This window comes from Acinetobacter sp. YH12201, assembly GCF_013418145.1.
Taxonomy (GTDB): Bacteria; Pseudomonadota; Gammaproteobacteria; order Pseudomonadales; family Moraxellaceae; genus Acinetobacter.
On the sequence record NZ_VPCP01000030.1, the window covers coordinates 17,859 to 34,380 of the forward strand.

At 43.1% G+C, this 16,522-nt stretch carries 13 protein-coding genes; 6 read left to right on the plus strand and 7 right to left on the minus strand.

Features of this window, described 5'->3' with window-relative positions:
• Positions 1 to 47: 47 nt before the first annotated feature.
• Positions 48 to 1,073, plus strand: coding sequence for a methyltransferase (locus FTU91_RS07920; protein ID WP_180081691.1), 1,026 nt, complete (start codon positions 48 to 50; stop codon positions 1,071 to 1,073).
• Positions 1,074 to 1,082: 9 nt separating this feature from the next.
• A complete protein-coding gene (locus FTU91_RS07925; RefSeq protein ID WP_180081693.1) occupies positions 1,083 to 2,543 on the plus strand; it encodes an amino acid permease in 1,461 nt (486 codons plus the stop codon).
• A gap of 55 nt (positions 2,544 to 2,598) precedes the next feature.
• On the opposite strand, the gene FTU91_RS07930 is transcribed toward FTU91_RS07925, so the two are convergent.
• Positions 2,599 to 3,426 (minus strand): alpha/beta fold hydrolase, encoded by an 828-nt coding sequence (locus FTU91_RS07930; protein ID WP_180081695.1) that lies wholly within the window; start codon positions 3,424 to 3,426, stop codon positions 2,599 to 2,601.
• Between the two features lie 142 nt (positions 3,427 to 3,568).
• Positions 3,569 to 4,651 carry an outer membrane protein Omp38 gene (omp38, locus tag FTU91_RS07935; protein ID WP_180081697.1) on the minus strand — a complete coding sequence of 361 codons (1,083 nt, stop codon included), beginning with the start codon at positions 4,649 to 4,651 and terminating at the stop codon, positions 3,569 to 3,571.
• Between the two features lie 375 nt (positions 4,652 to 5,026).
• Between omp38 and FTU91_RS07940 the strand changes: the two genes are divergently transcribed.
• The 3 genes from FTU91_RS07940 to FTU91_RS07950 all read left to right on the plus strand — a co-directional run bounded on the left by FTU91_RS07940 (position 5,027) and on the right by FTU91_RS07950 (position 7,489).
• Positions 5,027 to 5,548 carry a GspH/FimT family pseudopilin gene (locus FTU91_RS07940; protein ID WP_180081699.1) on the plus strand — a complete coding sequence of 174 codons (522 nt, stop codon included), beginning with the start codon at positions 5,027 to 5,029 and terminating at the stop codon, positions 5,546 to 5,548.
• A gap of 116 nt (positions 5,549 to 5,664) precedes the next feature.
• Positions 5,665 to 6,840 (plus strand): thiolase family protein, encoded by a 1,176-nt coding sequence (locus FTU91_RS07945; RefSeq protein WP_180081701.1) that lies wholly within the window; start codon positions 5,665 to 5,667, stop codon positions 6,838 to 6,840.
• 199 nt (positions 6,841 to 7,039) lie between these two features.
• Positions 7,040 to 7,489: a VOC family protein gene (locus FTU91_RS07950; protein WP_180081703.1), complete on the plus strand. Its 450-nt coding sequence runs from the start codon at positions 7,040 to 7,042 to the stop codon at positions 7,487 to 7,489.
• 63 nt (positions 7,490 to 7,552) lie between these two features.
• On the opposite strand, the gene FTU91_RS07955 is transcribed toward FTU91_RS07950, so the two are convergent.
• The 5 genes from FTU91_RS07955 to FTU91_RS07975 form a co-directional block, all read right to left on the minus strand.
• The gene (locus FTU91_RS07955; RefSeq protein WP_180081705.1) at positions 7,553 to 8,038 is read right to left on the minus strand and encodes a DUF934 domain-containing protein; all 486 of its coding nucleotides are present in this window, start codon (positions 8,036 to 8,038) and stop codon (positions 7,553 to 7,555) included.
• The gene (locus tag FTU91_RS07960) at positions 8,031 to 9,674 is read right to left on the minus strand and encodes a nitrite/sulfite reductase (protein WP_180081707.1); all 1,644 of its coding nucleotides are present in this window, start codon (positions 9,672 to 9,674) and stop codon (positions 8,031 to 8,033) included. Before FTU91_RS07960 ends, FTU91_RS07955 begins: the two co-directional genes overlap by 8 nt.
• 253 nt (positions 9,675 to 9,927) lie before the next feature.
• The gene (locus tag FTU91_RS07965) at positions 9,928 to 12,330 is read right to left on the minus strand and encodes a glucose/quinate/shikimate family membrane-bound PQQ-dependent dehydrogenase (RefSeq protein ID WP_180081709.1); all 2,403 of its coding nucleotides are present in this window, start codon (positions 12,328 to 12,330) and stop codon (positions 9,928 to 9,930) included.
• 178 nt (positions 12,331 to 12,508) lie between these two features.
• Positions 12,509 to 13,750 carry a carbohydrate porin gene (locus tag FTU91_RS07970; RefSeq protein WP_368856208.1) on the minus strand — a complete coding sequence of 414 codons (1,242 nt, stop codon included), beginning with the start codon at positions 13,748 to 13,750 and terminating at the stop codon, positions 12,509 to 12,511.
• A 155-nt stretch (positions 13,751 to 13,905) separates the two neighbouring features.
• Complete coding sequence (locus FTU91_RS07975) at positions 13,906 to 15,024, minus strand: CaiB/BaiF CoA-transferase family protein (RefSeq protein ID WP_086195698.1); 1,119 nt, start codon at positions 15,022 to 15,024, stop codon at positions 13,906 to 13,908.
• A gap of 217 nt (positions 15,025 to 15,241) precedes the next feature.
• On the opposite strand from FTU91_RS07975, the gene FTU91_RS07980 reads away from it, so the two are divergent.
• Positions 15,242 to 16,252, plus strand: coding sequence for an AraC family transcriptional regulator (locus FTU91_RS07980; protein ID WP_086195699.1), 1,011 nt, complete (start codon positions 15,242 to 15,244; stop codon positions 16,250 to 16,252).
• The last annotated feature ends 270 nt before the right edge of the window (positions 16,253 to 16,522 follow it).

Below are 16,522 nucleotides of genomic sequence, written 5' to 3' on the forward strand. Positions count from 1 at the left end.
TCTGCCCAGCATTGTCTGGGCAGAGTTTTTCAATGGCGAGATAAAAAATGGATCCAAGAAGTGAAGTTGTCATTCGACAGCATGAATACCTTTCTGGACGTGTGCTTTTAGTCAATGCACCGACTGATGATTTACTTTCCAATCTAGAGAAAGACATCAGCCCTTGTTTGTGGACATGGAATTATAATGAATTTCAATATTTTCAGTCACAACAGGCCGCTGTACATTTTGGCGTAGAGCTTCCTGAAGGCAGTTTTGACCAGGCCATTATCTTTGTACCGAAGTCCAAAGAACTGTTAAATTATGTCCTGCATAATGTCGTCAGCCGTCTAGGTTTAGGGGCTTCCATCTTCCTGGTGGGTGAGAAAAAAGGCGGCGTTGAACGTGCAGCCAAACAACTACAGCCTTATGGCAAAGCCTTTAAACTGGACAGTGCACGTCATTGCCAGCTCTGGCAACTCAAGATTGAATCGACGGTTAAAGAAAAGACTTTGACAAATTGGGCCCAAGAATATACGGTAGCAACACCAAAAGGTGATCTCACTATTTGTGCCCTGCCCGGCGTATTCAGCCAAAATCGTTTAGATGTCGGCACAGCAGTATTCTTACCGTTTTTATCACAGGTCACTTCAGGTAAAATTGCCGACTTTGGCTGTGGTGCCGGTATTATCAGTGCTTATCTGGCCAAACTGAATCCGAAAAACCGCATTTTTGCGCTGGATGTTGATGCTTTTGCATTGGCCTCTACCCGCATGACTTTTGAAAAAAATGACCTTTCTCCCGAACAGCTTGAAATTACTGCTGTGACGGGTATTGAAGATGCGCCTCTTTTCTTGCATGCCATCATCAGCAATCCGCCTTTCCATCAAGGTATTCAAACCAATTATGATGCCAGTGAAAGCTTGTGCAAAACTTCACGCCGTCATTTGAAATCGGGTGGTGAACTCTGGATTGTGGCAAACCGCTTTTTAAATTATCCATTACTCATTGAACAAAGCTTTGGCAAATGTACAACCAAAGCCGATCAACAAGGCTTTAAAGTGCTGTTCACTAGCACCGAAAAGAAATCTTAAGGAACAACGATGAGCGAAACTCAATCTGCACATTTACAGCGTAAGCTGGGTGCACGTCATTTGAATATGATCGCCATTGGTGGTTCTATCGGCACAGGCTTATTCCTGGCTTCTGGTGCAACCATTGCCAATGCAGGTCCGGGCGGTGCTTTATTGGCTTACTGCCTGATTGGAATCATGATTTATTTCCTGATGACCAGTCTGGGCGAGCTTGCGACCCATAACCCGACCTCAGGTGCTTTCTTTACCTACGGTACAAAATATGTAGAAGGCGGTTTTGGCTTTGCTTTGGGCTGGAACTATTGGTACAACTGGGCCATTACGGTTGCTTTTGAACTGGTTGCTGTCCAGTTTATTATGAAATTCTGGTTTCCAGATATTCCCGGATTTTACTGGAGTGCTATTTTTCTGAGCGTAATTTTTGCCATTAACTCACTCTCTGTAAAAGGCTTTGGTGAAAGTGAGTTTTTGTTCTCCCTGGTTAAAGTCATTGCAATCGTTGTCTTTATTATTATTGGTATTGCCATGATTGCAAAAATCATGCTGACACCGAATATGGTAACCTTTGCCAACTGGACCAAAGGTGATGCACCTTTTGTTGGTGGTTTGCAGGCCATGATTGGTGTCGCCATGATTGCCGGATTCTCCTTTCAGGGCACAGAGATGGTGGGTGTGGCTGCGGGTGAATCGAAAGATCCTAAAAAGACCATTCCAGTAGCCATCAAGCAAATTTTCTGGCGTATTTTATTATTCTATGTAGTGTGTATTTTCATCATTGGTACACTAGTGGCTTATGATGATCCACGCCTGTTACAAGCGGCAGCAAGTGAAAACATTACCCTTTCACCTTTTACCTTATTGTATGAAAAAGTCGGTTTTGCTTTCGCCGCAGGTTTAATGAATGCCGTAATCTTAACTGCGATCCTGTCCGCAGGTAACTCAGGCATGTATTCATCCACCCGTATGCTGTTTGACATGGCACGCAAAGGCAGTGCACCAAAAATCTTTGGTAAACTGGATTCGCGTGGTGTACCCATGAATGCACTGTATGCCACCACAGCAATTGCCGCACTTTGCTTTCTCACCACTTTTATTGGGGAACAACAAGTATTTAACTGGTTGCTGAATATGTCGGGAATGTGCGGATTCATTGTATGGCTGGGTATTGCCATTTCACACTACCGTTTCCGTAAAGGTTATTTGGCACAAGGTTATAAACTGGAAGATTTAGCGTATAAAGCTAAGTTTTTCCCATTTGCCCCTTGGTTTGCCTTTATTCTTTGTACGATTGTCGTACTCGGACAGAACTATCAAGCCTTTATTACGGGTGATTGGCTCGGTGTATTGTCCACCTATATCAGTATTCCATTATTTCTAGTAATCTGGCTGGGTTATAAATGGAAAAACAAAACCAAGTTGGTTTCTTATCAAGATATGGATGTTAAACCGATGAATCCTGATCAGGACTAAATCTGGTATTTAAATAAAAAAACAGCCTAAAGGCTGTTTTTTTATTTAACTTATATCAATGATGTGCCAGAAACTCCTTCAAGGCAAAACTGACTTCATTTTTATGAGTGGTACACAACCCGTGCGGTGCTCCCTTAATTTGCTCTTCCACACCCTGTTTTAAGAGTTTAACGGTCTGCTGACTGCAAATTCCTGGCGGAACAATGTCATCTGCTGTTCCATAAAGCACTAATGTTGGTACTGTAATCTGGGTTAAATCATCACGTAAATCGGTTTCTGAAAATGCATGGATACAATCATAATGCGCCTTGATTGAACCCTGCATGGCAATACGCCAGAAATTTTGTATTACCCCTTCCGAAGTTTTATTTAACAGCTTGTCATATCCATAAAATGCTTTAGCAAAATCCAGATAAAAATCAGCTCTATTGGCCAATAAATTTGCGCGCATCTCATCAAACACGTCCGAATCTACACCGTCTGGATAATCATCTCGTTTAATCATGAGTGGAGTTACGGCTGCAATAAGTGCAAGTTTAGTGACTTTATGCTGACCATATTTTGCCGTATAACGGGTAACGACAGCCCCACCGGTAGAATGTCTGACTAAAGCGAACTCGTTTAATCCAAGATGCTCGATGAGTTGATGCATATCTTGTGCATATTGATCAATGTTATGTCCAGCCCAAGGCTGACTCGAGCGTCCATGACCACGTCGATCAAATGCAATCACCCGATAGCCATGTTCTGCAAGAAATAACATCTGGTCTTCAAAAGCATCACTGGAAAGAGGCCATCCATGGGAAAAGACCACAACCGGCCCCTCTCCCCAGTCCTTATAATAAATCGAGGTTCCATCTGTTGTCGTTAACATCTGTGCCATTTTTTCACCCTCTTTTTATTGTATATAGGTGTTTATTAGAACAAGATCGAAATGAAACAGTGTATTAAACAAGTTATGCTTATGTAGCGAACATAAAAAAGCAGCCCTAAGGCTGCTTTTTTTAGATTAGATCAATAATTAATTATTGAGCTTGAGCAGGTTCTGCAACAACAGTACGGCTACCAGAAATAGTCGCGAATACACGACGGTTCATAGCACGGCCTTCTTTAGTGTTGTTGTCAGCAATCGGTTGATCCCAAGCGAAACCTTGAGTAGACAAACGAGCTGGATCTACATTGTATTCATTTACAAGTGAAGATTTAACAGAGTTAGCACGAGCTAAAGATAAACGTTCGTTCAATGCACGTGGACCAGTGTTATCTGTGTGACCTTCGATGCGAGCAGTAGCGTTTGGATATTCAACTAACTTCTCAGCAACTTTAGCGATTTCTGGTTTGTACTGGTCTTTGATGTTTGATTTGTTTGTATCAAAGAACACACGAAGTTCCATGTTCAGGTCTTCAGTCAATTCTTGTGGAGCTGGTTGAACTGGAGCTACAGGCTCAACTGGAGCAACTTCTACTACAGGAGCAGCAGGTTTCAAGTGACCGCCAAGAACTACGTTAAGACCCGCTAAAGCTGTGTAGTCCCAGAATTTATTGTCAAAGTTATAAGTACTACGAGCTTCTGTACGTAGAGATAAAGCATCGTTTAAGCGCCAGAAAGCACCAAGACCTGCATTACCAATTGTGCTTTCTTCTTCCCAACCAGCAGCTTCGCCTTGACCTTCATATTTAACATGACCAGCACCTAACAATACATAAGGCTTAATTTTGCTGTCATAGTTTTTAGTGATCAAATCAGAAGTTGCATAGAAGTTACCAGCAATTTGCTGTTTTTTGTACTCAGCTACTTTAGTACCTTCAACAACATCACTTTGACGAGTAGCTTCGATATCACCTTTAACTTGAGAGTATTCAGCTTCAAAGCCTAACCATGGAGTTAGTTCAACACCAAGCGCAGCACCAACGAATAAATCGTCTTGAAGCTCAACCACATTAGAAGCATCGTCACCATCAGCATCAGAAAATAGTTTACCGTTGTTGTTGTGCTGAGTTTCGTTAAAATTATAACCAACCAATAATGGGGTAATAGTTACACCAGCATTCGCTGCAGCTAAAGGTGCAGCAACTAGCATAGCTAGTGCGATACGACTCATTTTCATGGATTTATCCTCCAGAGATAACAATTGTTGTTCAAGCTCAAGCCTAGAATTTGGCTATTCTGAGATAGGCTTTTTTATACCCCAGTCTTATTCTTAAGCTATTCACTTTGAATCATACAAACACTTTATTTTTTTTCCAAGTGCTTGATAATTTTAATCAAGTAAATTATTGACAAAATTACTTACAATTTCCGTTGTAATTCGGTAATTTTTTACTCAATTTATTGTCATGAATAGCTTATTGTCACTTGCAAATTATTTTAACAGCTTTCTTATAAAGTTGAGAAATAAATATTACCTGCAAAAAAACAATTAAAAAACAAAACATTAATAACATACATAATTAAAAAAAAATATATTACAGGATTATTTTCAATGCTTTTTCAACAAAAAAATGGCTTCACATTAGTTGAACTCATCGTTACTTTGGCTATTTTTGCAATTCTGGCAACAATCGCTTTACCTTATTTTCAAGACATGAAAGCCAAACAGGAAGTCAACGCCACCACTAATAAACTGATTTCAACGATTCATTTAGCTAAATCTCAAGCTACGCTCTATCATACCAATGTAGTGTTATGTCCAAGTCAAAATAAAGTGAATTGTCAAACAAGCCAATGGACTGCCGGTTTACTGGTTTTTCTCGACAGCAATAAAAATAGACAAATTGATACAGGTGAAAAAATTATCTATACAGAATCAACCAATTTAAAATATGGGCACTTAGACTGGAGAGGAACTTTGAGTGTTCCCAGTTTAACTTTTCAAGCTGAAAATGGCCGGCCTATAGGTTCAAATGGCAGTTTTTATTATTGTTCAATGGTTTCTGATCATCACCGGAAGCTGGTTCTGAGTGCCATGGGAAATATGCGGATAGAAAACCTATCGAGCTGCTAAAAAACTTATCAGTCTAAAGACATCCTACAATCTTTGTTTATTCCGGCTCATTTTTCAATATACTGCTTAAGCTTGGAAAGTAATTCCCTAAAAAAATCAATCTCGGAGAAAGAACAATGACAGACATCGTAATCATAAATGGGGCACGTACTGCAATGGGCGGCTTCCAAGGTAGCTTGGCCAGTGTAACAGCCCCAGAACTTGGAGCAGCATGTATCAAAGAAGCGATTGCACGTGCTGGATTACAAGCAACCGATGTCGAAGAAGTCATTATGGGCTGCGTGTTGCCTGCCGGCTTAAAGCAAGGACCAGCCCGTCAGGCAATGCGCAAAGCCGGCTTACCTGATTCAACTGGTGCAATCACCATCAATAAGCTGTGTGGTTCTGGCATGAAAGCGGTGATGCAAGCGGCTGACATGATTAAAGCCGGTTCTGCTGAAATTGTAGTTGCAGGCGGCATGGAGTCTATGACTAATGCTCCTTATGTATTGCCTAAGGCACGTGGTGGTTTGCGCATGGGTCATGCTGAAATTAAGGACCATATGTTCCTGGATGGATTGGAAGATGCAGAAACTGGTCGCTTGATGGGTTCTTTTGCTCAAGACATGGCAAATACCCGTGGCTATACGCGTGAACAAATGGATGACTTTGCAATTCGTTCATTAGAACGTGCACAAAAAGCCGTGAACGAAGGTTATTTTGCTGATGAAATCGTGCCTGTAACCATATCTACCCGTAAAGGCGATGTAGTGGTTGATAAAGATGAACAACCGTTCAATGTCAATATTACGAAAATTCCAACACTTCGCCCTGCCTTTGCTAAAGACGGCACCATTACTGCGGCCAATGCCAGCTCAATTTCCGATGGTGCCTCTGCCCTTGTACTCACCTCAAGTGACAATGCAATAGCAAAAGGCCTAAAGCCGCTGGCTAAAATTGTGGCCTATGCTTCAAATTCTCAACATCCATCTGAGTTCACCATTGCTCCGGTCGGTGCCATTCAGAAAGTTTTAAATAAAACCGGTTGGGATGCTCAAGACGTCGATCTTTGGGAGATTAACGAAGCTTTTGCCATGGTGACCATGTGTCCAATGGATGACTTCAAACTTGATCCAGCTAAAGTCAACATTAACGGTGGTGCTTGTGCCCTTGGTCATCCGGTTGGCTCTACAGGTTCGCGTATTATCTTGACGCTCATTCATGCTTTAAAACGTACTGGTGGTAAAAAAGGGATTGCTACCCTGTGTATTGGTGGTGGTGAAGCGACTGCTGTAGCGATTGAACTGCTTTAATTTTTGAAGTCTGCCTTTATTAAAGAGGGAGTCAGGTAATGCCCTCTCCCTCTAACTTTTTTCCTAAGGGAGAGAGCATAAAAAAATCCCTTTAAACGAGGGATTTTTTATGCTTACACTTTTTTATATTTTCATCATCTAAATTTAAGCTTAAGCCTGTGCTAGATTAGAACCATTAAAACAACAACAAAGGCTTTTCATGCAACTGAATCATTACCTCAATTTCCAAGGTCAGGCTGAAGCAGCCTTTAACTTTTATAAATCAGTTTTTGGAGGCGAATTTTCCAATCTGACCCGTTATGGTGAAATGCTAGCTGAAGAAGGTGTCACGCTATCAGAAGCGGATAAAAATAAAATCCTGCATATCTCACTTCCCATTAACGAATTTACAGAACTGATGGGATCTGACACCAATGATCAATTCTGTGCGCAAAACAATAGCGTTTTCACTCAAGGGAATAATCACTATATTTCAATTAATCTGAATGCCCATGAGCAGGCAGAAGCAAAACGCTTATTTGATGCTTTATCTGTCAATGGACAAATAGAAATGCCTTTAGAAAAGACATTTTGGGGTGCACTCTATGGGGCATTTACCGATCAGTTCGGGATTAAATGGATGGTCAACTGTCAGCTTGAAGCCATGTAAATATTCCAAATCAAAAAAGCCTCCATATGGAGGCTTTTTTCAACTTGAGCTTAATGAATGAGATTAAGCACCAGTTTGATAATGTGCTTTTGGCACTGCAGTTGAAGCTTGATAAGGATTGGTGAAATCACCAAAACCTGCAGCAGCTTCAGCAATATCTTTACCTTCTTTAATCACGAAAGTATCGAAACCTGAGCGCTTCATATAGTTCAACACGTCTTTAAATACGTCACCAGTAGCCCGTAATTCACCTGCAAAACCTTGACGACGTAACAATGCAGCGAATGAATAGCCACGACCATCGTTAAAGCCTGCAAATTCGATAAAGATTGCATCTAACTGGTCAAGTGGAAACTCATGCGTTTCAGGAGAGGCATCTACAGTGATGTAAAGTGCTTTTTTACCTGAGATATTGGCAATCTGGTCTAACTGTTCAACCGTTAAAACCACGTCACCTTGTGGTAATACGCCATCTTCACCAATTAACTGGTAAGTATTATCTGCAATCGTGCCATCTTTAGAGAGCACTTGTAGTGCGGTATTAAGCATATGCACGCTCCTTAAAGGGTTGAATGCCAACACGGCGGTAAGTATCAATAAACTCTTCACCGTCATTTCGAAGGTCAAGATAGGTATTTAGAATTTCTTCCACTACATCTGGAATACGGTCTGCTGCAAATGATGGCCCAAGGATGTCACCAATTGAAGCATCATGGTCAGCATTACCACCAAGCGTGATTTGGTAGAATTCTGCACCTTTTTTGTCTACACCCAAAATACCGATATTACCGACATGGTGGTGACCGCAGGCATTCATACAACCTGAAATGTTGAGATCAAGTTTACCTAGGTTGTAAATGGTATCCAGATCATCAAAACGGCGTGAAATGGCTTCTGAAATCGGAATAGATTTCGCGTTTGCAAGCGAGCAGAAGTCACCGCCCGGACAGCAGATGATGTCAGTAATGAAACCAATATGCGCACGAGCCAGATTGTGCTGATCAAGGATCTGCCACAACTCAAACAGGTCTTTTTGCGGTACATCGACCAAAGCAATGTTTTGTTCGTGGGTGGTACGGAACTCGCCGAAGGTGTACTTGTCTGCAAGATCTGCAATCAGGTTCATCTCTTCAACAGTCATATCACCAGGAGCAATACCGGCACGTTTCAGAGAAATCGTGACGATACGATAACCCTGCACTTTATGTACATTGGTGTTGATGTTGAACCACTGTTTGAACTTCGGATGCGCAGCAAACTGTTCAGTGAAATCTTCATCTGCATAATCTTGGTAAGCAAATGGCGTGAAGTTCTGATCCATTTTTGCCAAGGTTTCAGCATCGATTTTCAATGTTTTAATGGTATGTGCAAATTCTGCTTCTACTTTCTCAGCAAACACTTCAGGTGTTAACGCTTTTACTAAAATCTTGATACGGGCTTTGTATTTGTTGTCACGGCGACCATGCAAGTTATAGACGCGCAGTACCGCTTCCAAATATGCAATCAAATCTTCACGTGGCAGGAAGTCACGGATGAAACTACCAATTACCGGGGTACGACCCAAGCCACCACCGACTTTGATTTTATAGCCGATCTCACCTGCTTCATTACGCACGATGTATACACCGATGTCGTGGAATGACGTTGCCGCACGGTCAGTTTCTTCTAATGCAGAAACCGCAATTTTGAACTTACGTGGCAAGAAGGCAAATTCCGGATGGAAGGTTGACCACTGACGGATCAATTCACAAGTCGGACGTGGGTCAGCCACTTCACCGGCAACCACACCTGCATACTGGTCAGTGGTGGTATTACGGATACAGTTACCAGAGGTCTGGATGGCATGCATTTGTACAGATGCCAGTTCTTGCAGCATGTCCGGTACGTTCTCTAGTGCAGGCCAGTTAAACTGAATGTTTTGACGTGTTGATACGTGTGCATAACCACGGTCATAGTCTTGAGCCAATTGCGCAATTTTACGCAATTGTTTTGAATTCATCAGACCGTAAGGCACTGCAACACGCAACATTGGCGCATAACGTTGTACATAAAGGCCGTTTTGCAGACGAAGCGGACGATATTCATCTTCCGTCAATTTACCGGCTAAATAACGTTCCGTTTGGTCACGGAATTGTGCAACACGTTCATTGACCAGTTGCTGGTCAAAATCAGTATATAAATACATGGCGTACAGCTAGTAGTTTCTATTATAACGGCGGACAGCATAACGAGATTTGATCTATCAACAAAATGCGTTTTTTACATATTTAATAGCGGTTTTATTGATAAGTGTATCAGACCGTCACAGATATAAAGCCTTTCAGCCTTTTTTGATTCATTTTCAATGATATTGCTTATTTTATTTATTCTTTAGCATTTATTTTCATAAAAAGCCCGACGAATCGGACTTTTCAAATTTAACCGAATAAATAGGTAGCTTATTTTTTATCGGGTAAGGCATACGCTACGATAGAGTCGCCCATTTTGGTGCCAAATGAACCATGACCACCGGCCATAATGACTACATATTGTTTACCATTGGCTTCATATGTCATTGGCGTTGCCTGACCACCCGCCGGTAGACGGCCTTTCCAAAGCTCATCACCATTGGTGACGTTAATGGCACGGATATAGTTATCCTGGGTTGCACCCACAAACATCAAATTACCTGCAGTCGAGATTGGACCGCCCAGCATTGGCACACCCATTTTAAATGGCGGTAATGGAATACCCGGCATACTGTCACGAATGGTACCGATCCGACGTTTCCAGGCCACTTCATGGGTGTTTAAATCGACACCCGCCACATAGCCCCAAGCCGGCTGTTTACATGGCAGTCCGAAGGGTGAAAGGAAGGCACTGATTTCTACCCCATAAGGTACACCGTACATGGGCTGAACACCTTGTTCAGTCCCCGCACCTTTGGCTGTTTGCTTACGGTTCGGATCTTCAGGGATCAGTCTGGACACAAAGGGCAAGCCAATCGGGTTCATTACTGCAATTTGACGGTCGGGGTTGACCGACATACCACCCCATTCGAATACACCCAGATTACCCGGGAATACCAGCGTGCCATTTTCAGAAGGTGGCGTATAAATGCCATCATAGTTCAATTTCTTGAACGCTACACGGCAGATTAACTGGTCAAACATGGTGGCACCCCACATCTGCTTGTCGGTTAATTTTTCTTTCGGTGCCAGGTCAAAATCAGAGAATGGTTGAGTTGGGGAATAACGTTCGCCTTTGGTTTGTGCGCCGCGTTTTACCGTTTGCGGCACCGGCCTCTCTGTAATCGGAACGATTGCCTTACCCGTACGACGGTCCAGTACAAAAGCATTCCCTGTTTTCGTCAGCACATAGATTGCAGCAACAAGCTTGCCAGATTTATCTTTAATGTCCGCTAAAGTCGGCTGCGCTGGTACATCCATATCCCATAAGTCATGATGGGTGGTTTGGAAATTCCAGACCAGCTTACCGGTAGATGCATTTAAAGCCAGCATGGAGTTGGCATAGCGTTCATCCAGTTCGGTACGGTGCCCGCCATAAATATCTGGCGTACCAACACCAGTGGGTACATAGACCATATCCAGTTTCGCATCATAGGCTAATGGTGCCCAGGCATTGGGGGAGTTATGAACAAATTTCTGGCCTGGCGCAGGAATGGCATTTGGATCTTCAGCACCGGTATCGAATACCCAAAGCAGTTCACCGGTATTGACGTCATAACCGCGGATCACACCCGATGGCTCTTCAGTCGAATAGTTATCGGTGGTTGAACCGCCAATAATAATGGTTGTACCTGTAACCACTGGCGGAGAGGTGGGGATATAACCGCCCGGGTATGGAAATGGCATGTCTTTTTGCAGATCGACTTCGCCATTTTTACCAAAGTCAGTACACGCCTTGCCCGTGTCGGCATTGATCGCGACAAGACGGCCATCATTCACCGGCAAAATCACTTTCTTAGGGCACTCGGCTGAAGCCGTTGTTTTGGCAGCAAGACTAGCTTCGAAGCCTGCTGTGTTATTGGCATCATAATAAGACACACCACGGCAAGTTAAATGTTGATAGGTATTATCAGCACGTAATTTAGGATCATAAGTCCATTTTGCTTTACCTGTTGCCGGATCAAGTGCGGTCAATTTCTGGTGAGTAGTACAAATGTACATATTGTCACCCACTTTAATTGGTGTTACCTGATTGGTGGTTTCACCAGAGTCATTTTCAGTTTTGAATTCACCAGTGTGATATTCCCAGGCCACTTGCAAGTCTTTTACATTTTCAGAATTAATTTGCTTTAACGGAGAATAGCGTAAACCGGACTGTGTCCTGCCATAAGCCGGCCAGTCCCCATCGGCCACACCCGGAATGGGCTGCGATGTTGCAGGCTGTTTAGTGCTTAACTCGCCACGAATTTCCTGTGGATCATTAAATACCGAGTAAATCATCACGGCAATGGTGATGGCCAATGTGCCTGCAAGAACCAGTTTTGCCCCTTTGGGATGTTCAAATCCGCGAGTCACGGCAGGAATAAGCAATAAAAGACCAAATAGTCCTAAAATGTCCAGACGAGGTGCCAGCGCAAAGAAGTCAGAACCCACTTCCCAAAGCCCCCACACCACAGTCCCTAATAGCAGCGCCGCGTAAATCAGCAGTGCCGAGCTTTTTAATTTGTGTAATAAAACTGCAGTTGCAATGAAGAATAGACCTGCGATGATGTAGTACCAAGACCCACCAAGCACTGCAAGATATATTCCTCCAATCAGCAGCACTAAACCGAAAATGATGGCCACAACAGCCAAAATCGTTTTTAGCCCTGAACCTGAAGATGGAGTACTCATATTGACCACCTATTTTTAGAATTCTTTTAAAGCTCATACCTAAAGTTAAATATGAGCACCTTTTTAATTTTTAGATTTTAAATATCTGGATTAAACCGATCTGCAAAAGAAAGTTGTGCTCCAAGCATCGAATGATAAAACCCAAGTACTTATCATCTAGAAACTAGACATCTAGAAACTAGAATGCTGTTTGTAACTTAATACCGCCAACCCAGGCATTCTCGCCATTTTTATATGCACCAACCTGATGGATATATTGAATATTTGGACGTATAGTGAGCGAGTTTGTTGCATGAATACCATAGTAAATTTCCGTATCGTATTCTTCGCTCTGTAGGCCACGGGCATCCACACTGTTATTGCGAATGTTCGCATCATTAACATCGTCATTGATCTTGATGCGAGCGATACCGATCGCAATCTCGTCCTGAGGACGAAAGTCCATTAAACCTTTATAAACCAGACCCATATTTTGCATGTCACTGACTTTGTTTGTGTCACGATCATGTACAGTTAAGTTTACAAAAGCACTCAGACCGCGAGATGAATCACCGTTATGTGCTGTCAGTTGCTGTTTGGTCACGACCCAGACACCTTGTTTGTGCTCATGCGATACATCTTTAATTTCTGCAGCATCGGCGCTGCTGTAGTAATAACCGGCACGGTATTCACCCGGAAGTTTTGCCGCGCCAATTTTCGGTGTCCAGACCACTTCAGCAGGAATAATCGTCCCATGAGAACCATCGGTACTTAAATTGAAGCCTTTGCCTCGTTCAAGGTTTTCAGGGTTATATTCATAGGCACCGATCTGGGCATAGACGTCAGGAGTGAAGTTATATTTCGCTCGGGCAGCCCATTGACTCACTGGCCAGTTGTACCACTGATCACCGACCCAGTTCCCCACTTGAGAACCACAAAGCGCCAGATTCTGGAAATCACAATCAAAACTGTTGAAATCTTCACCCTCACCAAAGCGCCCCACTTTGAGATCCAGTTTTTGTTCCAGGAATTTTTTCTTGATCCAGAAGTCCGTTAAACGCCAGGTTTGCCCACGGCCCCAAACTTCTTGTACCGAACTGAGATGACCATTTAAGGCAGCTGAACTATTCGACAGACTACGGCCATTACGTTCGGTCACGGTTATTTGCGCTTCAGTGTCTTGCCAGCCTAGAATTCTGTTTAAATCGAAGTGGACACCGATTGCAAACTGATCTGCGTATTCAGTGCCATGACTGGAATAATGATCTGAGTCCAGTAGAGTCGCAACTTCGCCGGTATAACCCAGACTGAAGTCATAACCTTTTTGTTGTAATGCTATACGTTGACCATTCCAGTCACCAAACATCCACGGGCTTTGTGAATCAAATGCATTGCCTGCATTTGCAGTATGTAATGCACCGCTTAAAGAGATCAGGCCCACACCGACACCGAACGTGCTCCATAACTGCTTCACAGCCGCTCACCTTTATATTATTTTTTTCTAATACTGATGCTACTCCTGTTTTTTATTTAACATTGGGCGCAAATTGTGAATACATTGTTTTTCAATGTTAATGTTTTTAATCTATGTGAAAACTACCAGTTTCCGGCGCCTAAATGCTGTCCTATATATAAATATTCTGCCTGAGAGCGGGAAAATTTAATCGGACAGGCCAACTGGGTTTCCGTCTGCTTGCTGTCCGGAGCCAGCGGCACGTCTATTGCCCATTTTCGTTCTTGAGCCAAACGAGAATCCAAGGCTTCATCCAGAGTTAAAACAGGCTCTACACACACATCCTGATCGGCAAAGATCACTTGCCACTCTTGCCAAGTTTTCGATTGAATCTTTTCCTGAAGCGCCCGCTTGACTACGTGCTGATCTGCCGGGTCAAACGAAGCCCCTTTTTCACCAAGGATGGGAAGATCCAAAATGTGTGCCAAGCCCGACATAAACTGTGGCTCCAAACTCCCAATCGATAAATAACGGCCATCCTGAGTCTGGTAATAGTCATAAAAACTGCCGCCATTTAAATACGACTGTTCGGGAAATTGTTTGGTATTTCCTGCCAATGTGGCAGCCGCTGCCATATTATTTAAAGTGGCTACACAATCGGTCATCGAAATATCAATATATTGTCCCAAACCGCTGCGCTCACGTTCCACCACGGCAGCCAAAATCCCAATGACCGCATGTAAGGAGCCTCCAGCAACATCGGCGACCTGTATACCCAATGCTGGTGGTCCACCCTCTTGCCGGCCACTATGTCCGGCAATTCCAGCCAAGGCCAAATAATTTATATCGTGTCCGGCCTTATCTTTATAACTTCCGGTCTGTCCATAGCCAGTAATGGAGCAATAAATTAGTCGAGGGTTCAATGCTGCAAGCGTGGCGTAGTCGAGGCCCAGGCGCTGCATCACCCCCGGCCGAAACTGCTCGACCACAATATCGTATTCAGTAATCTTCTGTTTAATCAGTTCAATGTTGTGCGGATCTTTTAAATCCAGAGTAACCGACTGTTTATTACGATTTAAATAACTGTGCGCCGTTGCCTGTCCATGGGCATAAGGCGGCAATAACCGAATCAGGTCTGTCCGTGTAGGTGATTCAATGTGGATCACTTCTGCACCGAGGTCTGCCAGATACAAAGTGGCAAATGGACCCGGGAGTAAAGTTGAAAAATCAAGTACTTTTAATCCTTTTAAAGCCGTAGTCATGTCCGTTTTTTCTCTTTTTATGTTGATTTTATATGCATATTAGAAATATAAAACTCATAAAACAATGTCATGTTCAGCCATTTACCTTGATCATTTCGGCAATTTAAGATGTAAATAGGGTGCAACAACTATTGTAAATTGCCACCCAAACAATTTTTAGCGTCATTTAGGTCAACTGCAAGTGAATATAAAAGAGAAAGAGACTGAAGGATTTAATATGAGTCGCGATACGATTAGTATCCACTTCGTCAATGCGGCTTTAACCGGCGTAAAACGTCTGGGCATGGATGTCGAAACTTTATTGTCACATGTCGGCATTGAAGCGGAATTATTACGTCAACCTAAAGCCCGTATTTCTCCGGAACAATATACCCGATTTATTCAAATGCTCTGGATGGTGACTCAGGACGAACATGTCGGCTTTGATATACAGCCACGTCGTCTGGGCACTTTTGCCATTATGTGTCAGTTGATTATTCATGCGAAAACGCTAGGAGATGCCTTAGAGCTTTCTTCCCAGTTTTATAAACTGTTTGGCGATGAATGGTCTGTGACTCTGGAACGTGACAAACACGAAGCGCGCTTGGTTCCGCTTATTCCTAAAAGCATGGATCCCGATCACTTCATTACCGAAAGCATGCTGATGATCTGGCACGGTCTGGCCTCTTGGCTCATCGAACGCCGTCTGCCACTCGAACGGGTTCATTTTGGCTACCCACGTCCTGCACATGCCGATGAATATGATGCCCTGTTCTTCGCACCGGTGATGCAATTCGATGCACCACGTACCGAAATTACCTTTGCCGCAGACTATCTGGATCTTCCGCTGCGTCAAAATGAAGAAACGCTGGAAGAATTCCTCAAAGCGGCCCCTGCACAGTTGCTGGTTAAATTCAAAAACACCAACTCGCTGACTTCTCGTATCCGTGAAGTGTTAAAGAGCCAGATTGGTGAAGAAATGCCAACACTCAACGATGTGGCTTCGATGTTGTATCTTTCTCCACAAACTTTGCGTCGCCGTCTGGCTGCGGAAGGCAAAAGCTATCAGGGCGTGAAAGATGCCTTGCGCCGTGATGCCGCCATTCACCTGCTGCTGAATCCAGGTTTGACCCTCGAAGATGTCGCACAGCAGGTCGGTTTTAGTGAAACCAGTACCTTCCACCGTGCCTTTAAAAAATGGACAGGGGTGACTCCAGGTTTATATCGTCAGTTGCATGGTTATCACTGATCAACCCTTAATCTTTTCAGTTTCTCTGTATGCCCAAGTTTCGACTTGGGCTTTTTTTATTGACCAAAAACATCATCTGACCTGATCCGTTCTCGTCATTGCACTTCGAAAATTAATCATTACACTCAAAAAAGTATAAAAATTTTCTCTGTACACGACAAATTTCATAGGATCCTTGTCCTATCAGGCTTTTTCTTTCTTAAAATTGCTAGCACTTTCTTAAATTCTTCTTTTTTTCCAAAACCAATCAAACGTAGAATAGCCATTTGA